The organism is Pseudomonas sp. NPDC096917 (assembly GCF_044762555.1).
Classification (GTDB): Bacteria; Pseudomonadota; Gammaproteobacteria; order Pseudomonadales; family Pseudomonadaceae; genus Aquipseudomonas.
In genome coordinates this window covers 199903-219839 of record NZ_JBIWEO010000005.1, presented here as the reverse complement: position 1 = coordinate 219839, position 19937 = coordinate 199903, and the positions used below count along the sequence as shown (strand labels likewise).

General features: G+C 59.1%; 17 protein-coding genes and 1 pseudogene. 13 read left to right on the top strand and 5 right to left on the bottom strand.

What is annotated here, in order from left to right; translation table 11 throughout:
- Positions 1–30: 30 nt before the first annotated feature.
- Complete coding sequence (locus tag ACIQYF_RS08190; protein ID WP_402859274.1) at positions 31–624, bottom strand: nitroreductase family protein; 594 nt, start codon at positions 622–624, stop codon at positions 31–33.
- Between the two features lie 156 nt (positions 625–780).
- Between ACIQYF_RS08190 and ACIQYF_RS08185 the strand changes: the two genes are divergently transcribed.
- From ACIQYF_RS08185 to ACIQYF_RS08145, 9 genes and pseudogenes are all read left to right on the top strand, one after another.
- Complete coding sequence (locus tag ACIQYF_RS08185) at positions 781–1230, top strand: YcgN family cysteine cluster protein (protein ID WP_402859271.1); 450 nt, start codon at positions 781–783, stop codon at positions 1228–1230.
- A gap of 27 nt (positions 1231–1257) precedes the next feature.
- Complete coding sequence (locus ACIQYF_RS08180) at positions 1258–2490, top strand: hypothetical protein (RefSeq protein ID WP_402859268.1); 1233 nt, start codon at positions 1258–1260, stop codon at positions 2488–2490.
- A gap of 529 nt (positions 2491–3019) precedes the next feature.
- Positions 3020–3268, top strand: a pseudogene (locus ACIQYF_RS08175) (RHS repeat-associated core domain-containing protein); the annotation flags it as partial.
- A 662-nt stretch (positions 3269–3930) separates the two neighbouring features.
- A complete protein-coding gene (gene kdpF, locus ACIQYF_RS08170; protein ID WP_003446770.1) occupies positions 3931–4020 on the top strand; it encodes a K(+)-transporting ATPase subunit F in 90 nt (29 codons plus the stop codon).
- Positions 4021–4028: 8 nt separating this feature from the next.
- Positions 4029–5723 carry a potassium-transporting ATPase subunit KdpA gene (kdpA, locus tag ACIQYF_RS08165; protein WP_402859264.1) on the top strand — a complete coding sequence of 565 codons (1695 nt, stop codon included), beginning with the start codon at positions 4029–4031 and terminating at the stop codon, positions 5721–5723.
- Between the two features lie 10 nt (positions 5724–5733).
- Positions 5734–7806: a potassium-transporting ATPase subunit KdpB gene (gene kdpB / locus ACIQYF_RS08160; RefSeq protein WP_402859261.1), complete on the top strand. Its 2073-nt coding sequence runs from the start codon at positions 5734–5736 to the stop codon at positions 7804–7806.
- Between the two features lie 21 nt (positions 7807–7827).
- Positions 7828–8376, top strand: a complete 549-nt coding sequence (kdpC, locus tag ACIQYF_RS08155) for a potassium-transporting ATPase subunit KdpC (protein ID WP_402859258.1) — start codon at positions 7828–7830, stop codon at positions 8374–8376.
- Positions 8377–8486: 110 nt separating this feature from the next.
- Positions 8487–11153, top strand: a complete 2667-nt coding sequence (locus ACIQYF_RS08150) for an ATP-binding protein (RefSeq protein ID WP_402859255.1) — start codon at positions 8487–8489, stop codon at positions 11151–11153.
- A gap of 36 nt (positions 11154–11189) precedes the next feature.
- Positions 11190–11879: a response regulator gene (locus ACIQYF_RS08145; RefSeq protein WP_402859252.1), complete on the top strand. Its 690-nt coding sequence runs from the start codon at positions 11190–11192 to the stop codon at positions 11877–11879.
- Positions 11880–11929: 50 nt separating this feature from the next.
- Here ACIQYF_RS08145 and ACIQYF_RS08140 read toward each other — a convergent pair whose 3' ends face one another.
- A complete protein-coding gene (locus ACIQYF_RS08140; RefSeq protein ID WP_402859249.1) occupies positions 11930–12985 on the bottom strand; it encodes a patatin-like phospholipase family protein in 1056 nt (351 codons plus the stop codon).
- A gap of 226 nt (positions 12986–13211) precedes the next feature.
- Here ACIQYF_RS08140 and ACIQYF_RS08135 point away from each other — a divergent pair, with 226 nt between their 5' ends.
- The 3 genes from ACIQYF_RS08135 (at position 13212) to ACIQYF_RS08125 (ending at position 15310) form a co-directional block, all read left to right on the top strand.
- A complete protein-coding gene (locus tag ACIQYF_RS08135; RefSeq protein WP_402859246.1) occupies positions 13212–13490 on the top strand; it encodes a hypothetical protein in 279 nt (92 codons plus the stop codon).
- 25 nt (positions 13491–13515) lie between these two features.
- Entirely contained in the window at positions 13516–14283 is a 768-nt protein-coding gene (locus tag ACIQYF_RS08130; RefSeq protein ID WP_402859243.1) for a CHAD domain-containing protein, read from the top strand.
- Positions 14284–14512: 229 nt separating this feature from the next.
- Complete coding sequence (locus tag ACIQYF_RS08125) at positions 14513–15310, top strand: acyl-CoA thioesterase (RefSeq protein WP_402859240.1); 798 nt, start codon at positions 14513–14515, stop codon at positions 15308–15310.
- Here the strand turns inward: ACIQYF_RS08125 and ACIQYF_RS08120 are convergent.
- The 3 genes from ACIQYF_RS08120 to ACIQYF_RS08110 form a co-directional block, all read right to left on the bottom strand.
- Positions 15307–15573, bottom strand: coding sequence for a terminase (locus ACIQYF_RS08120; RefSeq protein ID WP_402859237.1), 267 nt, complete (start codon positions 15571–15573; stop codon positions 15307–15309). The two genes, ACIQYF_RS08125 and ACIQYF_RS08120, sit on opposite strands and share 4 nt — an antisense overlap.
- 100 nt (positions 15574–15673) lie before the next feature.
- Positions 15674–17155 carry a methyl-accepting chemotaxis protein gene (locus ACIQYF_RS08115; protein ID WP_402859234.1) on the bottom strand — a complete coding sequence of 494 codons (1482 nt, stop codon included), beginning with the start codon at positions 17153–17155 and terminating at the stop codon, positions 15674–15676.
- Positions 17156–17379: 224 nt separating this feature from the next.
- Positions 17380–18189, bottom strand: coding sequence for a TatD family hydrolase (locus ACIQYF_RS08110; protein ID WP_402859231.1), 810 nt, complete (start codon positions 18187–18189; stop codon positions 17380–17382).
- 237 nt (positions 18190–18426) lie between these two features.
- On the opposite strand from ACIQYF_RS08110, the gene ACIQYF_RS08105 reads away from it, so the two are divergent.
- Complete coding sequence (locus ACIQYF_RS08105; RefSeq protein ID WP_402859228.1) at positions 18427–19845, top strand: transglycosylase SLT domain-containing protein; 1419 nt, start codon at positions 18427–18429, stop codon at positions 19843–19845.
- The last annotated feature ends 92 nt before the right edge of the window (positions 19846–19937 follow it).

Here is a 19937-nt window from a genome sequence, read left to right as displayed (position 1 = left end):
CAAGGCAAGCTCGCGCGCGGGGATTGACGCTTACAAACTAAAATCACCCTCCGCCACCAGCTTGCTTAAGGGCTCACGCTGGCTGGGCACTTCCTTGGCTTGCAGATAATCCACCAAACTTGCCTTGTCGCCCAGCTTGCCGATAGCAACCATCGCCTGAACCTGATAACCCTCAGGGATCTTCAGCTCTTGGCGTGCACGTTCGAAATCCAGGCCGCTCATGCCATGGGTGTGCCAGCCGCTCAAGTGAGCTTGCAATGCCAAGTGAGCCCAGGCAGCACCCGTGTCGAAAGCATGGGTGGGGGCCGGTTTTTCTTCAGTGCTGCCCGCAGCTGCGAACGTCGTCTTCGACACAATCACCACCAGCGCGGCAGCGTGCTTGGCCCAACCCTGGTTGAACTCAATCAGCAGGTTCAAGTAGCGATCGAATTCGGGTGTACCGCGCAGCGCGAACAGAAAGCGCCAAGGTTGCGCGTTGTAAGCCGACGGCGCCCAGCGAGCGGCTTCGAAAAAGCTCAGCAGGGTGGGTTTGTCGATGCTGGCGTCGGTAAAGGCGCGCGGCGACCAGCGTTGGGTGAACTGCTCATGAATCGCGTGTTCGGCAATGCGGTGGGAGGTTGGCATTCAAGTTTCCTGAGTTGATTTGACCAAGCGCAAAGCTACTGTCATGCCCTCAAGGTGACAAGTCCTGTTACACCGTCAGTCACAAGCGCTTGGCCCACGAGGACTTGGGCACTAGACTGGCGGCCTTTTCCACTCCCTGATGTTGATGTTCGAGCCATGGCCGCAATCGTTAAACCCTTCTGGATCCGCAAAACCCTCGATCAACTCGATCAAGAGGAATGGGAGTCGCTGTGCGACGGCTGTGGCCTGTGTTGCCTGCAAAAGCTCGAGGATGAAGACGATAACAGCGTCTACTACACGCGCATTGCCTGCAAATTGCTCGACCTCAAAACCTGTCAGTGCACCGACTACCCAAATCGGCGCGACAGCGTTCCGGACTGTGTTCAGTTGTCGCCCGGCAAGGCCGAAGCGTTCAAATGGCTGCCGCCCACCTGCGGTTACCGTCTGGTCAGCGAGCGCAAGGACTTGCCGCTCTGGCACCATTTGGTCTGCGGTGATCCGGAGGCGGTGCACCACGAACGAATTTCACAATCAGGGCGCATGCTGGCCGAAGGCAGCGTGCCAGAAGAAGACTGGGAAGATCATTTGATTTTCCGCGCTGGCTGAATGCCGGAGCGGTGGCAAGGAGTGTGTATGCCGCTGGGTTATAAATGGCCTCTGGGCGTGCTGCTATTAATCGTCAGCGGCTCGCTGTGGGCAGCCAAAAAGGTTGATCTGGATTACCACGTGCACCTGTTGCCGCAGAGCGATCAGGCGCAGGTGCGTGTCACGCTGGCTGAAGGTTCTGCGGTGCGCAGCCTGGATTTCGACCTGGGTGTTCCCGGCAATTTCAGCGATTTCAAGGCTGACGGGCATTGGCAATTGACCCCTGACCCCGAGCACAGTCGTGGCCTGTGGTACCCGGGGCCGGGCAAGGCCAGCCTCAGTTACCGCGTGCGTTTGAACCACCCGCTCAAAAATGGCAGCTACGACACCCTCATGACCCCGACGTGGGCCTTGTTTCGCGGTGAACAGTTGGTCCCGCCGGCGAGCCTCGATCAACAAGACGGTACCGAGTTGGTCTCGCGGCTTGAGTTCGAGTTGCCCAAGGGCTGGAACAGTGTTGAGACTGCGTGGCCGCGTATCGGCAAGAACCGCTTTCGTATCGACGACGCTTCACGGGTGTTTGACCGGCCTACGGGTTGGATGCTCGCGGGTTCGCTAGGTACCCGACGCACCACCTTGGGTGAAACCGAAGTGACCGTTTCGGCGCCAAAAGGGCAGGGCATGCACCGCATGGATGTCATCACTTTGCTGACGTTTGCGTGGCCGCAAGTGCAAGCTGTGTTCCCGCGCAACCCACCCAAAATATTGATCGTGGGAGCGGCCAGCCCGATGTGGAAAGGCAGTACGGCAGACCACAACTCGATTTATCTTTACAGCGGCCTGCCGCTGGTCAGCGAAAGTGGCAGTAGCCCGTTGTTGCGAGAAGTCGTGCAAGTGTTTGCCGGCATTAATGCTGAACCGGGCCATGATTGGATTGTTAAAGGTGTGAGTGAGTATTACGCCATCGAGTTGCTGCGCCGTGCCGGTGGCATGAGCGACGAGCGTTACCAGACCTTGCAGCACAGGCTTAACGCTTTGGGTAAAGGCGTCATCCATTTACGCGGCGCGCAAGTCAGCCCGGCGATGGTGGCACGTGCTGCCACCTTGCTGCAGGCGCTGGACCGCGAAATTCGCCTGCAAACCCACAACAAACGTTCGCTGGATGACGTGAGCCGGGCGTTGATGCGCTTGGACAAGGTCAATACCCAGTCGTTTATCCAGATCAGCGAAAGCGTATTGGATGGATCGTCTGAAGTGCTGGACAGCCCGTTGTTGCGCTGATTGCAGCGTTTACCTATCAGATTTGACAGGTACCCAGTCAGGCTTATGGGGTTGAGAATGACTCTTTGTTTGCAGGCAGAGTGCAGTCATGGCCATTTCTCCAGTTCGGTACACCTACGACCCATTGGACCGGCTGTTCAGCTCTGTGCTGGCCAGCGAGCCACCCTTGCAGCGCTTTTATCAAAGTCAGCGCCTGGCCACTGAAATTCAAGGCGATGGCACCCGTTGCGTGTTTCAGTGCGCGGATCAGTTGTTGGCGCAGCGCGATAACACGAGTTCGCACTTACTGATAACGGATTTACAGCGTTCAGTACTAGGGTCTGTTTCCGTTTCATTGCAAGCCGCGTCGCTGGGTCAAATTCAGCCAGGCAAGGCGCAGAGCGAAGGGAATGGTTGTTCCCTTCTCAAGCTCTGCAACACAGCCTGGCTAAATTTGACACGAGGCCCCTAGGGACGAAGGCCCACGTGGGCCTTCGTCGCGGCTGCAATGAAACGGGAACAGACCCTAGGGTCTGATCAAGAAACTCGTCAGGGCTACAGCCCCTATGGGCAGCGTTCGATTTTCAGTGGTCTTAGTACGTTGCTTGGCTTTAATGGCGAACGCCCAGACCCCGCGAGCGGGCATTATTTATTGGGCAACGGTTACAGGGCTTATAACCCTGTGCTGATGCGGTTTAACAGTCCGGACAGCTTGAGTCCTTTTGAGGGGGGCGGCATCAATGCGTATGCGTACTGCTCGGGGGATCCGCTGAATCGAGAGGACTCAACGGGCTATGTGTGGAAATATGTCCTCTCTGTGTTAATGCTGCCAACCGGTGGTAGTACATCACCCGTTTCTCGATCAAGTCAGTCGATTGCAAGCACGTTAATACCGGCAGTTTCAACCCCAGTAGCTTTAAACACCCAAGCGGGCCGTGCGATGCGCCCCCTACCTGACGGACTTGTGAGGGAAGGTTTGCCCATGGCTATTGTTCGTCCGGTTTCGCGGCCAGTTGCAGTTCCGGGGCCAGCTCCAGCTCCAGTTCCGCTGCCAGGCCGACATCCATTTCAACGGCAAGCCCACGTTCCACCGCGATCTCGAGGGCAACGCAGACAAGTGGCAACTGACGTCGCCCAGCAGTCGGGAGGTTCTGGTCGCTCAACACCTTCATCAAGCTCTAGAGATTCGACCCCACCGATCAGTCGTGAACCGAGCCCTTCGAATTTGCGTACGCACCCACAATTGCGTCGTACCGGGGTAATAGTCGACATTGAGCATCTGACGACGGGTGCGCGTTTGGTTCTGTCTATTCGGGATCCTAGCGCTGCACCCTGATTAAAAGGCCTGCTGCCTTTTTACACCTTCTTTACGCCCCCGCATCCCGCTCGATCTCGATCCTTTACGCGCACATTGCACACACTCTTCCTACACGCGGCACATGCCGCCTTGGGAGAGTTGTCATGGGCGTTCTGGATGGGGTGTCCCTGCTGCTAGCAGTAGGGCTGTTCGTTTATCTGCTGGTTGCGCTGTTGCGCGCCGATCGGAACTAGGAGCGGATATGCACAGTTATGACTATGCGCTGATTCTGGCCTTCTTCGCTCTGGTGTTATTGCCAGCACCGTGGCTGGGGCGCTTTTACTACAAGGTGATGGAAGGCCAGCGTACCTGGCTGACGCCCGTACTGGGCCCTGTCGAAAAGCTCTGTTATCGCGTCGCCGGGGTTGACCCGAGCAGTGAACAAAGCTGGCAGAAATACACATTGGCTTTGCTGGCCTTTAACCTCGCAGGCTTTGTGATGTTGTTTGCGATCCTGTTGTTTCAGCAGTATTTGCCGCTCAACCCACAACACTTGCCGGGGCAGGAATGGACCCTGGCCTTCAATACGGCCGTGAGTTTTGTCACCAACACCAACTGGCAGAACTACAGTGGTGAAGCCTCGCTCAGCTACTTCAGCCAAATGGCTGGCCTGACGGTGCAAAACTTCGTCAGTGCCGCGACCGGTCTGGCGGTATTGGTCGCGTTGTGCCGTGGGATCGGTCGTCGTTCGGCGCACACCCTGGGTAACTTCTGGGTCGACATGACCCGCGCCACGCTCTACGGCTTGCTGCCCCTGTGCCTGGTGCTGGCGCTGTTTCTGGTGTGGCAGGGCGTGCCACAAACCTTTGCTCATTACGTGAATGCGGTGACGATGCAAGGCGTGGATCAAGTGATCCCGCTGGGTCCGGCCGCGAGCCAGATTGCGATCAAGCAACTGGGCACCAACGGCGGCGGTTTCTTTGGCGTGAACTCGGCGCACCCGTTCGAGAACCCGAGCGCCTGGAGCAACCTGTTTGAGCTGTCGTCGATCATTCTGATCCCGGTAGCGCTGGTGTTTACCTTTGGCCATTACGTCAAAGACCTGCGCCAGAGCCGAGCCATCATCGCTTGTATGCTGGCGTTGTTCTTGATCGGTGGCGGCACCGCGCTGTACGCCGAGTACCAACCTAACCCGACGCTCAATAGCCCGCTGGTTCAACAAACCGCCCCGCAGGAAGGCAAGGAAGTTCGCTTTGGCACCACCGGGACTGTGTTGTGGGCCGAAACCACGACTGCGGCCTCCAACGGCTCCGTCAACGGCATGCACGACAGCCTCAACCCGATGAGCGGGATGGTCGCGCTGGTCAACATGATGGTGGGTGAAGTGATCTTCGGGGGGGTGGGCGCCGGGCTCTACGGCATGTTGCTTAACGTGCTGATTGCGGTGTTCCTTGCCGGTTTGATGATTGGCCGCACACCCGAATACCTCGGCAAAAAACTGCAAGCCAAAGAAGTCCAGCTGTTGGTGGTGACGTTGCTGGTGATGCCGGTGGGCGTTCTGGTGCTGGCTGCAATCGCCTCGGTGCTGCCGAGCGCGGTGGCCGCCGTGAGTAACCCAGGGCCCCATGGTTTCAGCCAAATCCTGTACGCCTTTACCTCGGCCAGTGCCAACAACGGTTCGGCGTTCGCCGGGCTCAGTGGCAACACGCCGTTCTATAACCTGATGCTAAGCCTTGGCATGTTGCTGGGACGCTTCGGTTACATCCTGCCGGTGCTGGCATTGGCGGGCAGTCTGGCGATGAAGAAAACCGCGCCGATTGGCCAGAACACCTTCCCGACCCACGGCCCGTTATTCGTGGCACTGCTGACCGTGACCATTTTGCTGGTGGGCGGCCTGAGCTTCTTGCCGACGCTGGCCCTTGGCCCAATCGCTGAACAACTGACTCTGGGCTTCTGAGGAGACGATCATGACGCTGCCTGCTCCTGTTTCAAAGTTGACACCGACGCCTGAAGCCAAGGCGCCCGAATCCCCGAAAACCGCCTTTGCCGACCTGTGGCGCCCAGCTGTGCTGCAAGCCTTCGTCAAGCTCGACCCGCGCCAGCTCAAGCGCTCACCCGTTATGCTGGTGGTCGAGCTGACAGCGATTTTCACCACCTTCCTGTGCTTTATGCCTGAACCTGCAGTGCCCATCGGGGTGGCCGTACAAATCGCCCTGTGGTTGTGGTTTACCGTGCTGTTCGCCAACTTTGCCGAAGCCCTGGCTGAGGGCCGGGGTAAAGCCCGCGCCGACAGCCTCAAGGCTGGCAGCGTGGGCTTGAGTGCCCGTCGACTTACAACCACGGGCGGTTATGAAATCGTCCCGGCCACCCGGCTGCGCAAAGGTGATGTGGTGCGCGTCGAAGCTGGGGAGATGATCCCCGGTGACGGCGAGGTGATCGAAGGCATTGCTGCGGTCAACGAAGCGGCGATTACCGGCGAGTCCGCGCCAGTGATTCGCGAGTCGGGCGGTGATCGCTCGGCGGTCACCGGCAATACGCGACTGGTGTCGGACTGGCTGGTGGTGCGAATCAGCGCCAACCCCGGCGAGTCGACACTGGACCGAATGATTGCGCTGGTCGAGGGCGCCAAACGGCAGAAAACCCCGAACGAAGTCGCGCTGGATATTCTGTTGATCGGCCTGACCCTGATCTTCCTGATCGTGGTCGTGACCCTGCAACCCTTTGCCTACTATGCCGGTGGCAGCCTGCCGATCGTATTTCTGGTTGCTCTGCTGGTCACGCTGATTCCGACCACCATCGGTGGGCTGCTGTCAGCCATTGGTATCGCGGGCATGGACCGCCTGGTGCGCCTCAACGTGATTGCCAAGTCGGGTCGTGCAGTTGAAGCGGCGGGTGATGTGCATGTGCTGATGCTCGACAAGACCGGCACCATCACGTTTGGTAACCGTCGCTGCACCGCGCTGTACGCTTCTGCGGGCGTGAGCGCCAAAGAGTTGGCCGAAGGCGCGTTGCTGGCTTCTCTGGCAGACGAAACGGCGGAGGGCAAGTCCATCGTTGAGTTTATTCGCGGTGCGTACACCTTGCCTGAACCCCCTGCGTCTGACTTCACCGCAGTGCCGTTTACGGCTGAAACACGCTTGTCGGGTATCGACCATAACGGTCGGATCTATCGCAAAGGCGCGGTGGATTCAGTGCTGGCGTTTGTCGGCCTTAAACGCACAGACGTGCTGCCCGCGCTGTCGCGTGAAATCGACAAAATCGCCCAAAGTGGCGGCACTCCGTTGCTGGTGTGTGCCCAAGGTCGACTGCTCGGCGCGATCCACCTCAAAGACGTCGTTAAACCAGGGATTCGCGAGCGTTTTGCCGAGTTGCGCAAGCTGGGGATTCGCACCGTGATGGTCACCGGCGACAACCCGCTGACCGCTGCCGCGATTGCCGCCGAAGCAGGCGTGGATGACGTGTTGGCCGAGGCCACTCCAGAGAAAAAACTGGCACGTATTCGCCATGAGCAAAACGATGGCCGTTTAGTCGCCATGTGTGGCGACGGGGCCAACGACGCCCCGGCGCTGGCGCAGGCAGACGTTGGCATGGCGATGAACGATGGTACTCAGGCGGCGCGTGAAGCGGCCAACATGGTCGACCTCGACAGCGACCCGACCAAGCTGTTGGACGTGGTGCAAATCGGTAAAGAACTGCTGGTGACTCGTGGCGCGCTGACGACTTTTTCCATCGCCAACGACGTGGCCAAGTATTTCGCCATCTTGCCCGCGCTGTTTGCCTCGGTCTACCCACAACTTGGGGTGCTCAACGTGATGCACCTCAACAGCCCGCAGAGCGCGATCTTGTCAGCCATCGTGTTCAACGCCCTGATCATCGTTGTGCTGATTCCGCTGGCCCTGCGCGGGGTCAGGGTGCAGGCGGCGAGTGCCGCGCACTTGCTGCGTCGCAACTTGCTGATCTATGGCGTGGGTGGGTTGGTGGTGCCATTTATCGGCATCAAACTGATCGACATGCTGCTCACCGCGTTGCACTTGGTTTAAGCGCTTTCGGAGGAATTAATCATGGCTTCTCTTTTACGTCCGGCCCTGAGCCTGATGCTGTTGATGACCGCCATCACTGGCGTGGTTTACCCGCTGGTCGTGACCGGTATCGCCCAAGTCGCGTTCCCGGCCCAAGCCAATGGCAGCCTGGTGCGTGACAGCGCAGGGCAGGTGTTGGGCTCGGCGCTGATCGCGCAAGACTTTACCGGCGACAACTGGTTCCACCCACGGCCTTCTGCGGGGGCGTTCGCCACGGTGGCCAGCTCGGCGAGCAACCTGGCGCCGAGCAACCCGGCCTTGGCCGCGCGGGTCAAAGAAAGCGCTGCGCAGCTTTCCGTGCCTGATCAAGGGCCGGTGCCCCTGGCATTGCTGACCACCTCGGGCAGCGGGCTGGACCCGCACTTGCCACCAGAGGCAATACGCTATCAACTGGCACGGGTTGCATCGGCGCGTAACGTGCCCGCAGAAACGCTTGAACAACTGGTGCAAAAGCACATTGAACAGCCGTTGGTAGGCCCGCCGGTGGTTAACGTGCTGTTATTGAATCAGGCGTTGGCGCAGCTTAAATAGATCCCCGGCGGGAGCTGCCGCAGGCTGCGATCTTTTGATTGTGTTTCAAGATCAAAAGATCGCGAGGCAAGCTCGCTCCTTCGGGGTTATGTATTCAATAGGTAGGTCCCATGACAAATTCCGGTCGCGCCGATGCGCTGTTAGCTGATTTGCCACGCGCAGGCCGTGGGCGGCTTAAAGTGTTCCTTGGCGCGGCCCCCGGTGTGGGCAAGACCTACGCCATGCTGCAAGCCGCCCACACCCAACTGCGCCAAGGGGTCGCGGTGTTGGCCGGGGTGGTCGAAACCCATGGTCGGGCCGAGACCGAGGCATTGCTCAATGGGTTGCCTCAGCAACCCATGCTGCGCTCGCAATACCGGGGTGTTGAGCTCGAAGAAATGGACCTCGATGGCCTGCTCGTGGCCAAACCGAAATTGGTGCTGGTCGATGAACTCGCCCACAGCAATGCCCCCGGCAGCCGCCATGCGAAACGCTGGCAAGACGTGCAAGAACTGCTCGCCGCCGGGATCGATGTCTACACCACTGTCAACGTCCAGCACCTCGAAAGCCTCAACGATCAAGTGCGCGGCATCACCGGGGTGCAGGTACGCGAAACCCTGCCTGACTGGATCGTGCAGGAAGCCTACGAACTGCTGCTGATCGACCTGCCGCCGCGCGAACTGCTGGAGCGGCTGCGCGAAGGCAAGGTCTACGTGCCCGAGCAGGCGCGAGCGGCGATTGATGCGTTTTTTAGCCAGACCAACCTCAATGCCCTGCGCGAACTGGCGATGCAGACCGCCGCTGTGTACGTCGATGATGAGCTCGACAAAGGCTATCGCCAACAAGGGCAGTCGGCGCCTGCGTTACGTGGCCGCTTGCTGGTGGGCATAGATGGCGACAGGCATGCCGAGCGCCTGGTGCGCCATGCCAGTCGCGTCGCGGAGCGCAGGCACTTGCCTTGGAGCTTGGTGCACGTCGATAACGGCAGCGCCCGTGACGAGCAATCGCGTTTACGCTTGCAAAACGCCCAGCAACTGGCTGAAAGGCTGGGCGGGGAAGTGGTGCTGTTGCGCGCGGGTGAGGTGGCCAAAACCCTGATCCAGCACGCCAGTGAGCGGCGTGCCAGCCTGCTGTTGGTGGGACAGTCACGGTTAACGTGGCGTCGACGTGTGTTCGGTGGCGGGCTGGCGGCGCGTTTGCTGCGCAATTCGCACGGCCTGGAAATCAACGTCCTCGACAACGAGCCATCGCCCGAACCCGCCGTGAGTCGTGGCAAACATGCGTTGGTGTGGTTTGACTATGGTCTGGCGCTCACGGCCACCGTGCTGGCCAGTGCTTTGGCCTGGGGGGTCGCCAGCGTGTTGGCGCTGCCCAATATCTCGCTGGTATTTTTGGCTGCGGTGTTGCTGGTCGCGGTGCGCAGTAGCCTGGGGCCTGCGCTGGCCTGCGCTGCGCTGTCATTTCTGGCTTACGACTTCCTGTTCATCCCCCCCAACTTCTCGTTCAGCATTCAGCGTGAAGAGGACGTGCTGACGCTGTTGTTCTTTTTGCTGATGGCTGCGCTCACCGGTAACCTGGCGGCCCGCCAGCGCCGGCAACTGCAAGCGTTGCGTGATACTCAGGAAGAAACCACACAGTTACTCGACCTGTCGCGCAAGCTCACGGCCGCGACGGATCGCCAGGCAGTGGTCAATGCGGCTGCACAACATTTGAGCGCCTGGAAGGAACTCAATGTGTGCCTGCTCAATCGTGATGGCGACGGCGGCTGGACTGTCGAAACCGGCGGTCCGCTGCACTTTAACGAATCGGAACGGGCCGCTGCGGATTGGGCCTGGAGCCATGATCAGCCGGCGGGCAAAGGTACCGGCACCTTGCCGATGGGCAATTGGTGGTGGTGGCCCTTAAGTGCTGAAGACGGGCCGCTGGCCTTGCTCGGCGTGTGCCCCAAAGAGGGTCAGCAACTGAGTGGCCAACGTCGACGTTTACTGATGGCGCTGAGCCAACCGCTGGCGCAGGCGCTGGCCCGCGCCCGCTTGGCGCAAGACCTGGAAGCCGCGCGCTTGCATGGCGAAACCGAACAATTGCGCAGCGCGTTGCTGGCGTCGGTGTCCCATGATTTGCGCACCCCGCTGACCACCATGCGCGGCAGCATCGACACCTTGCTGGCCTTGGGCGAGGCCATCGCGCTGGCGGATCGACGCGAATTGCTCGAAGGCACCCGCGATGAGGCTGAGCGTCTGGACCGCTACATTCAGAACTTGCTGGACATGACCCGGCTCGGCCACGGCGCATTGAAACTGGCCCGTGACTGGGTGTCACCCGCCGACATTGTGGGCAGCGCCTTGAACCGCTTACGCGCCGTGCTGGCGCCGTTGCAGGTGCGCGTCGATGTACCGGCGCAGTTACCTTTGCTCCACGTCCATGCTGCCCTGATCGAACAGGCGCTGATCAATGTGCTGGAAAACGCCGCGCGCTTCTCGCCGCCCCATGGTCAGTTGTTACTGAGCGCCGGGGCTGACGAAGGTGAGTTGTGGTTTGCCGTCAGCGATCAGGGGCCGGGTATTCCCGAAGAGGACCGGGCCAAGATTTTTGACATGTTCTACACCGCTGCCCGTGGTGATCGTGGGGGGCAGGGTACGGGCCTTGGCTTGGCGATTTGTCAGGGCATGGTCGGCGCGCATGGTGGCCGTATCACGGTGGGTCAAGGCATTGGCGGGCAGGGCACATGCATCACCTTGTATTTGCCGTTGCGCGATCAACCGGCCATGGATCAGGAAGAGGCGGAGCGTGAAGACTGATACTCTTTGGCCATATCCTTGCTGCGATGAACTGCCATGAGCCTGCCCGCGACCGTTTTAGTCATTGATGATGAGCCCCAGATTCGCAAGTTTCTGCGCATCAGCCTGGTGTCTCAAGGCTACAACGTGCTGGAAGCCGCGACAGGGGCTGAAGGCTTGAGCCAGGCGGCCTTGAACAAGCCGGACGTAGTGGTACTGGACCTGGGCTTGCCGGACATGGACGGCCAACAGGTCTTGCGCGAGTTTCGCGAGTGGTCCAGTGCGCCGGTGCTGGTGCTCTCGGTGCGCGCCAGTGAGGCGCAAAAAGTCCAGGCGCTGGACGGCGGGGCCAATGACTACGTGACCAAGCCATTTGGGATACAGGAGTTTTTGGCGCGCATCCGCGCCTTATTGCGTCAGGCCCCAACGGGTGAGGCCCAGCAAGCGGCGGTTGAGCTGGGCCCTTTAACCATCGATCTGGCGTTTCGCCGCGTGCTGCTCGACGGTCTGGAAGTGGCGCTGACCCGCAAGGAGTACGCGGTGCTGGCGCAACTGGCACGGCATCCGGGGCGGGTGATTACCCAGCAACAATTGCTCAAGGATATTTGGGGCCCGACCCACATCGAGAACAGTCACTACCTGCGCATTGTGGTCGGTCATCTGCGGCAAAAACTGGCAGACGACCCGACCAACCCTCGTTTTATCGTGACGGAGCCGGGTGTGGGGTATCGGTTGCTGGGTGGCTGATCGCTTCAGGCTCTGCGCCTTGCCTGGCTAAATTTGACCCAGCGATAGGACTACAAGCGGGCATGCTGATCGGCTTCATAGCGATCCAGCGTGTCCTTGGCAATTTCACGGCCTAAAGCGATGAGCTCCGGTGCTTTGTAAAACTCAAAAAAGCGGCACACCCGTTTGGGCACGTTGATCAGAATGTCGGGCGGATAGCCCGCAATCTTGTATTGCGCCAATGAGGTTTGCATCACCTCGAAGCTCTGGTTGATCAAGTCCAGTAACGACGCGGGGCCGACGTTGTCGACGATGACCGAGCCTGTGGCCGATTTGGGGGCACCTTCATTGGCGACTGCCGGTTGCCGGTTTTTTGGGTAGGCCGACTCAAGCCAAGGGTCTAATGGCTCCTCAACTGCCGGCTCGGCAAACGGTTTGAGCAGTTCCTGCTCCAGGTTGCGCAGGTGCTCCGCCTGTTTGGTGCGAAACGGGATGTGCGAGCCCAGCGAACTCATCAAGTTATCAAAACGCCCCTTAAACGCTGCCGGGCGCTGAATGACCGGCAATTGATAGTGGTTTTGCGTGGTTGAGTTCAAGTTCACGGCGACAATCAGGTCGCAATGGCTGGACACTACCGGGACGATGGGCAAAGGGTTGAGCAAACCGCCGTCCACCAGCATGCGGTTACCTTGCATCACGGGGGTGAACAGGCTGGGAATAGCGGCAGAGGCACGCATGGCTTGGTGCAGGCAGCCTTCCTGAAACCATATTTCCTGTTGGTGGGTCAAATCTGTGGCGACGGCTGTGTAGGGAATGCGCAGGTCTTCAATGTTGATTTCGCCCACGATATTACGGATCTGCCCGAAGACTTTTTCTCCCCGAATGGCCCCCAGCCGAAAACTCACGTCCACCAGACGCAAAACATCCAGGTAGTCGAGGCTTTGAATCCAGTCGCGGTACTGATCCAGTTTGCCCGCAGCGTAAACGCCCCCGACCACCGCTCCCATCGAACAACCGGCAATGCAGGCGATCTCGTAGCCGCGGCTTTCGAGTTCTTGTATCACGCCGATATGGGCATACCCTCGCGCGCCACCTGAGCCTAGTACCAATGCAATCCGCTTTTTCATGACAGGGCCCTTTGCCAGACAAGTGCTTACAATGCCTTTTTGTGAGGTCTAACGACAGCTCAAATGGTATCGGCCAGCTAGGCTGTAGAAGCGATCTGGCTCAGGGTGCCTTTTTGAGGATCGAAAATCGCGAGGTAATCTCGTGGGGGCCGTGTTTGGCATGACGGCACTTTTGGGCCTGTAGCCCGTCTTAGTTGGCTCTGAACATTAATTTGAGGGATGAACCATGAAAGCTTGGATCTGTGTGCCATTGATTGCAATTGCATTGGCCGGTTGCGCGGGGAAAACGGTTTATCGTGACAGTTGCGGTACCCAGCTGGATGCTGCGTGGCATGAGCTGGACCTGGCCAAGGCTGAAGGTTTTGCAGGCACGGTCAGCTATTCCAAGGCATTGTCCTTGCTGACTGCGGCAAAAACTCAGCAGCAATTCGAAGCGTTTGAGGGCTGTACCATCAAAGCCGAGAAAGCGCGTTTCTATATTCGTGAGTCCCGTGCCGGACGTTAAGCCGGTTTGACGGGGGAGGTAAAGGATGTCTGATTTGGTTGATCGGATCGTCGCCAATTGCCTGCGCCTGGAGGTCAGATTGCTGGCCTGCCAGGCGCGTTTGCAGGCTCAAACTGACCCAGAGGCGCTGCACGACCTGCGCACGACTGTGCGTCGCTTGCGCAGCTTGTTACGCCCGTTGCGGGGCTTGCCGGGTGTGGTTCAGCTCGAGATGTCCGCGTCTCAGGTCGGTGTGTTAACAACGCCAATGCGAGACCTTGAAGTGCTGGCCGCGCACCTTGAGCAACACGGTCACCCAACACTGGCCGCGCGACGTTTGAAACAGCTGGCAGGCAGTTACGAGCGGGTGGCAGACAGCACTGAGCTGTCGCAACTGCTGATGATCCTCGATGTGTTCCCGCGCTTTTTACGCGCCAGCGAGCGTGAAGGCTTGCTGCGTGGCGTGCGTGGGCGCATTGAAGCGGTGTTGGCCAAGCAGTGGAAGGCCTTGCACAAAGCATTGAATGATCCGGGGCATGATCGGCATGAAGTCCGCTTGTTGATCAAGCGTGTGCGTTATGGTGCCGAAGCTTATCCAGAGCTCGAACGCATCCCGGCAGGGCTGATGAATCGGCTCAAGGACGCGCAAAAGGCCTTGGGTGAATGGCATGACGCCTGGCAGTGGCTGTTGCAGGCAGAGCAGCAGCCGGACCTGCAACCGTGCGTCGAACAATGGCGTGCAACGCTCAAACGCGGTGAAAAACGTGCTGATCGGGCCTTGATCAAATTGAGCGCCGCGCGTTTTAGCGGTTAGAGACAGGTCGACTTCCAGATCGCCAGCACACCAGCCTGGCGTGGGCGCTGGGGCAGGCTGCGATCTGTTGATCTTGAAACGCAAACTATCGCAGTCCTCGTGCCTCGTCAGCGGCCCCGAGGTATTGCTGCCTGACTGCCCTTTCAGCAGATGATTTGGCGTAAATGAGCGCTGTGCAGCGTCAGACAGACCAGTAGTATCGCGTCATATTTTCTGCTTTGAGGTGTGTATGCAGTTTTCAGAATTGGTCGAGGCCGTGCGCAAAAATCCGTCAGACGTGACGATCACTGAAGATTGGGCGCAGGGGCGTGCCGGTTTTGGCGGGTTGATGGTGGCTTTGCAGTACGAAGCCATGCGTGCTCAAGTATCGGTCGAGCGTGTCTTGCGCTCGTTGGCGGTCACGTTTGTCGGCCCCGCCGAACCTGGCGTGCCGATCAGTTTTGAAGTGCAAGTGCTGCGTGAAGGCAAGGCCGTGAGCCAGGTGCTGGGGCGAGCGGTGCAAAAAGGCCAGGTGGTGACACTGGTCCAAGGCAGTTTTGGCGCGGCACGCGAGTCTTTGGTCAAGGTCGACAGTTTGCCTGCGCCGCAGATGAAAGCGCCGCAAGAATGCCCATTGTTGCCCTACATCAAAGGTGTTACGCCGGAGTTTATGCGCCATTTGTCCATGGGCTGGGCGGTAGGCGCGCTTCCGTTTACCGGGCGTGGCACGCGAGAAATGGGCGGTTGGGTGCGTTTTGACGGGGAAGTTGCAGAGCAGCCGCTGACCGAAACCCATCTGCTGGCGCTGGTTGATGCCTGGCCACCGGCCTTGCTGCCGCTTTTGAACAAGCCCACGGCGGGCAGCACGCTGACCTGGACGATCGAGTTTGTGCAACCGCTGCCTACGGCCAGCACCCTTGAATGGTGCAAATACCTGGCCGTCATTGAGCATGCCCGTGACGGCTACGGTCATGTGGCGGCCAATCTGTGGGCACCCAATGGCGAACTGATAGCGATCAGTCGCCAGACCGTCGCCATCTTCGGCTAAAAGGTCTTACTGTGCTGTGCAGCCTGAGCCTTGGCGTCTTGCTGACGGCTGTGGCGCTGTATCAGCATGCCGGCAAACAAGGCGACCAAACCAATCACGGCGCTCGATGCGTTGTTGCTGAATACGCCAGAGGCCAGCAGTAGAAAGGCCAGTACCATCATCGGTATGGCGATCAGATTCAGAGCCTGATGGCTGGCGCTGTGATTGCTCTGTGGGTTCGAGCGCCATTGCCAGGCGGGTAGGTTGGGATGACGTTTGCCCATGATCAATCTCCTTGTTTCAAGGGTTCAGTTGTGTCTGAACCGGATGAACAGAGGATAGGGCCGTGATGGGCGCACGGCGAATCGAGTCTGGCTATTGGCCTTATAGTTTTAACTGACCAATGGCGCGGTTCAGCGCTGCGGCCAGTGTGGCTAACTGGTTACTGGTGGTGGCCGAATCGACGGTTTGCTGCACGGTGTTTTCCGTCACATCGCGGATGCTGACCACGGCCCGGTTCATTTCTTCTGCTACCTGACTTTGCTGCTCGGCGGCCACCGCGATTTGCGTGTTGCTTTCGCGCATCTGCGCCACGGCATGAGTAATCTCGGCCAGGGCGGTGCCTGCTTCCTGCGCTTGTTGCACGCAATCGTCGGCCTTGAACGCGCTTTCCTGCATAAAGTCCACCGCATCGCGGGTGCCTGTTTGCAAGGCCGACACCATGGAGGTGATTTCGTCGGTGGAGGTTTGTACGCGTTTGGCCAAGTGCCGCACTTCGTCGGCGACGACCGCAAAGCCGCGGCCCATCTCGCCCGCCCGTGCGGCCTCGATGGCGGCGTTGAGTGCCAGCAAATTGGTCTGCTCGGCAATGCTGTGGATCACGTTGACCACGTTATTGATCTTCTGGCTGTCTTGCGCCAATTGCTGAATCATCTCGGCGGTTTTTTGTACCCCGTCCGACAGGCTGGCGATGGAGTGTTGCACGCGGCTGACCACTTGTTGCCCGCTGCCGGCCAGATTGTCGGCGGTTTGCGACAGATCGCGGGTGGCGCCTGCGTGTTGGGCGATGTGATAGACCGTGGCGGTCATCTCATTAATCGCGGTTGCGGCCTGATCGGTCTCGCTTTGCTGGCCGAGCATGCCATGCTGCACTTCATTCATGCTGCTGGCCAGGCGCGCTGCTCCGGCGTCAAGCTGCGCGGCGGTGTCGGCCACGGTGTTGACCACACGTTGATAACCCGCCTGCATGGCGTTGAAGGCGCCGGCCATCTGCCCGACTTCATCGGTGCAGGCCAGTGGAACGCGAGCTGACAAGTCCCCGGTTTTTTCGACATGTAACATGACGTCTTTAAGGGTATTGAGTTGGCTGAGCAAAAAGCGGATCAGCAATTGGGAGGCGCAGAGCATGGCCAGCATCAACACCAAAACGGCCATCGCATAATTGGGTAAGCGCTCCACGAACACCTGAGCCAGGCTCGGTGCATAAGCCAGTACGGCGACCTTTTGTCCATTCTCGCGGGTGATCACGGCGGCGCCTGACAACGGGTTTTGCCCAAACAGCGGCATGCGATTGATCGACACCCAACCGTTGGCGTCACTCAACTGCGGGAGTGGCTGATCGTTAAGCGTCGGGACGTTATCGGGCGCGATGTGCAGCAGATCACGGGCTTGAGGCCACGCCTGCCCAGCGGGCCAGACACTGAGTAAATGCGCTTGGGCCTCGGCACTCGCGTGCGCCGCATCACTGCGCGATTGCTGTTCGAGTTGCACGGCATACAGCACCAGCAGCAACGTCGTGACAAAGGCCACTGCATTCACGGCCCAGAATTTGTACTTAAGCGAGATGTTGCTAAGCCAGGCACCCATGGACGGTCTTCTCTGATTTTGCGGAAACAACATTGGCAAGGTGCCATCATTGTGCCGCTGCTCTGTGAAGACAGTGTTGATGTGGGTCAAGGTGGGTGGGTGAGCGAATCCTGTAGCCGCTGCCGGAGGCTGCGATGGGCAGCACAGCGGCCCTGTTTGTGGATAGACAGCCAAGGCCCTTCGGTCCTTATCGCAGTCTGCGGCAGCGGCTATAAGGTTTGGTTTTACGCGTTGAGTGTGGGCAATCCAAAGAATGCGCGAGCGCAGGCGCTGGTGTGGGCGGCGAGGTCTTGTTCGCTCTCTTCGCGGTGCACGGCCACTTCACGCAAGACTTCCGGCAGGTAGGCCGGTTCATTGCGGCCGTTTTTGGGCTTTGGTCGCAAGGTGCGCGGCAGCAGGTACGGTGCATCGCTTTCAAGCATTAATCGACCACGCGGGATGTCACGCACCAGCGGGTGCAGGTGGGTGCCGCGCCGCTCGTCACAAATCCAGCCGGTAATGCCGATATGCAGGTCCAGGTCCAAGTAGCTGAACAGTGCCCGCTTCTCGCCGGTGAAACAGTGCACGACCGCTGCTGGCAGGTGGTCGCGGTAGTTACGCAGGATTTCCAGCAGGCGCTGGCTGGCGTCGCGCTCATGCAGGAACACTGGCAACTGCAACTCCACGGCCATCGCCAGATGCTCCTCGAGCACTTTCTCTTGTTGGGCGCGGGGGGAGAAGTCGCGGTTGAAGTCCAACCCGCATTCGCCCACGGCCCTGACGTTGGATTCTTTGAGCAGGGCCATTAAACGCTGGGCGCTGTCGCCGTTCCAGTCGCTGGCCGAGTGCGGGTGAATGCCGGCGGTGGTGAACAGCCGATCCCCGTTTTCGTCCAGCTCGCGGCACAGGTGCAAGGCCTGTTCGCTGCCTTCAACGCTGGTGCCGGTGAGGACCAATTGTGCGACGCCAGCAGCATAAGCACGCTCTAAAACAGCGCGGTGTTTACCGTCAAAACTTGGATTGGTCAGGTTGACGCCGATATCGATGAGTTGCATGGTGCTACCTCAGGCCACAGGCCGCGAAGCATATCAGAGCTGTAGATTTATAAGAAAAACCAAGAACTACAGACGGTTATGGTTGTCTTTGAATGCCGCAATAACCCAATGCCCGTTTCTATTTCAGGGTGCATTGGCTGTATTGCGCTCTGTTTCCAGCGCTGGAATCCCCAACTGGGGCGACCGATTGTCGGGTAATCCGACGCGCGGCTGGACTGTATTCTTTGCGGAGAACGGATGACGAAACCTACGCTTTTGATTGCGCTGTGCCTGATGCTGTTGCCGATACCGGTGATGGCACGCCTGGCTGGACCTTTGCAGGTCGGGCAGCCAAGTCAGGCCCGCGATCTGGCGCAAATTCGCAGCAGTCAGGTTCTGCGGGTGCTGGTGAATCAAAGCCGCAACAGCTCTGGCGAAGTGCAGGGCGAAGACATCGGTGTTGAATATCACCGTCTGCGCGCCTTCGAGCGCTACCTCAATGCGCATGCCCGTGACGGGCAAGAAATCACCTTCAAAATTATCCCCAAGGCCAAAGACCAGATGCTCGGTGCGTTGATGCGCGGCGAGGGCGACTTAATGGCGCCGGGGGAGTTGCTGGACGTCAAACCCACTCATGCGGTAAGCCCGAGCGATCCTGTTATCGACCGGGTGCCCTTGCTGCTGGTCGGGGTTAAAGGCGAACACCGTTACACCCGATTCGAACAGCTGTCGGGCCGAACAGTGGCGCTGACCACTGGCAGTGCCGCGGGTGAGTCGATCAATCTGATCAACCAAAAGCTGGCGTTACGCAAGTTGCCCCCGGTAAAGGTGGAGTGGGTCGATCCGAGCCTGGCGGTGGAAGATGTGCTGGAAATGGTGCAGGCCGGGATTTTTCATCTGACGATTGTCGAAAAACCGATTGCCGAGCGCTGGGCCACGTTAATGCCCAAGTTGCGTTTTGATCGCCAGGTCCTGATCAGCGAACCGGCAGCGATGCGTTGGTTTGTGCGCCGCGATGCGTCCATGTTGCACGCCAGTATCGATAAGTTCTTGGCGGGTTATAAGGCACCGTCCAATCAGGATGTTGCGTTTGAGCGGGTGTACCGACGTTTGTATCGCGTGCATAACCCGCTGGCCAAAGCCGACAGGCAGAAGCTGGAAAAATTGCGCCCCGTGCTGCAAAAGCATGCCAGGCAGCAGGGTATGGACTGGCTGAATCTGGCAGCACTGGCGTTTAAGGAGTCGGCTCTGGATCCGGGCGCGCGGGGTTCGGGTGGCGCCACCGGGCTGCTGCAAATTACCCCTTCCGCCGCGCAGCGGGTGGGGGTCAATGACATTAAAAACGTCGACAACAATGTGCAGGCCGGCGCCAAGTACCTGGCCATGATTCGCCGCAAATTCTTCTCCAGCCCCAAACTTAACGAGCGTGAGCGTATGGCCTTTGTGCTGGCCGCTTACAACATGGGCCCTGAGCGGGTGCAGGCCATGCGGGCGGAGGCCAGGCGCCGGGGGTTGAACCCCAATCAATGGTTTTTTCAGGTGGAACGAATTGCCATGGAACAGGTGGGGATGAGTGGCGTCAGCTATGTTAATAGCGTGAATAAATACTATTTGGCCTTCGACCGTGAGCGGGACTCTTTGGAGCCTGCGGGGCAGACAGTGGCCTCTCGTAAATAATCGAATAATTCGATTCTTATGCTGGGTTTATTCGACTTTTAACATAATAAAAACTGATTAATATAGCGTCCAATTCCCCACTGATTCAAAGG

What these genes read in the sequence shown, in the direction of transcription:
- ACIQYF_RS08190 (WP_402859274.1), bottom strand. Translation starts at nt 624, where the DNA reads ATGCCAACCTCCCACCGCATTGCCGAACACGCGATTCATGAGCAGTTC.
- ACIQYF_RS08185 (WP_402859271.1), top strand. Translation starts at nt 781, where the DNA reads ATGGCCGCAATCGTTAAACCCTTCTGGATCCGCAAAACCCTCGATCAA.
- ACIQYF_RS08180 (WP_402859268.1), top strand. Translation starts at nt 1,258, where the DNA reads ATGCCGCTGGGTTATAAATGGCCTCTGGGCGTGCTGCTATTAATCGTC.
- kdpF (WP_003446770.1), top strand. Translation starts at nt 3,931, where the DNA reads ATGGGCGTTCTGGATGGGGTGTCCCTGCTGCTAGCAGTAGGGCTGTTC.
- kdpA (WP_402859264.1), top strand. Translation starts at nt 4,029, where the DNA reads ATGCACAGTTATGACTATGCGCTGATTCTGGCCTTCTTCGCTCTGGTG.
- kdpB (WP_402859261.1), top strand. Translation starts at nt 5,734, where the DNA reads ATGACGCTGCCTGCTCCTGTTTCAAAGTTGACACCGACGCCTGAAGCC.
- kdpC (WP_402859258.1), top strand. Translation starts at nt 7,828, where the DNA reads ATGGCTTCTCTTTTACGTCCGGCCCTGAGCCTGATGCTGTTGATGACC.
- ACIQYF_RS08150 (WP_402859255.1), top strand. Translation starts at nt 8,487, where the DNA reads ATGACAAATTCCGGTCGCGCCGATGCGCTGTTAGCTGATTTGCCACGC.
- ACIQYF_RS08145 (WP_402859252.1), top strand. Translation starts at nt 11,190, where the DNA reads ATGAGCCTGCCCGCGACCGTTTTAGTCATTGATGATGAGCCCCAGATT.
- ACIQYF_RS08140 (WP_402859249.1), bottom strand. Translation starts at nt 12,985, where the DNA reads ATGAAAAAGCGGATTGCATTGGTACTAGGCTCAGGTGGCGCGCGAGGG.
- ACIQYF_RS08135 (WP_402859246.1), top strand. Translation starts at nt 13,212, where the DNA reads ATGAAAGCTTGGATCTGTGTGCCATTGATTGCAATTGCATTGGCCGGT.
- ACIQYF_RS08130 (WP_402859243.1), top strand. Translation starts at nt 13,516, where the DNA reads ATGTCTGATTTGGTTGATCGGATCGTCGCCAATTGCCTGCGCCTGGAG.
- ACIQYF_RS08125 (WP_402859240.1), top strand. Translation starts at nt 14,513, where the DNA reads ATGCAGTTTTCAGAATTGGTCGAGGCCGTGCGCAAAAATCCGTCAGAC.
- ACIQYF_RS08120 (WP_402859237.1), bottom strand. Translation starts at nt 15,573, where the DNA reads ATGGGCAAACGTCATCCCAACCTACCCGCCTGGCAATGGCGCTCGAAC.
- ACIQYF_RS08115 (WP_402859234.1), bottom strand. Translation starts at nt 17,155, where the DNA reads ATGGGTGCCTGGCTTAGCAACATCTCGCTTAAGTACAAATTCTGGGCC.
- ACIQYF_RS08110 (WP_402859231.1), bottom strand. Translation starts at nt 18,189, where the DNA reads ATGCAACTCATCGATATCGGCGTCAACCTGACCAATCCAAGTTTTGAC.
- ACIQYF_RS08105 (WP_402859228.1), top strand. Translation starts at nt 18,427, where the DNA reads ATGACGAAACCTACGCTTTTGATTGCGCTGTGCCTGATGCTGTTGCCG.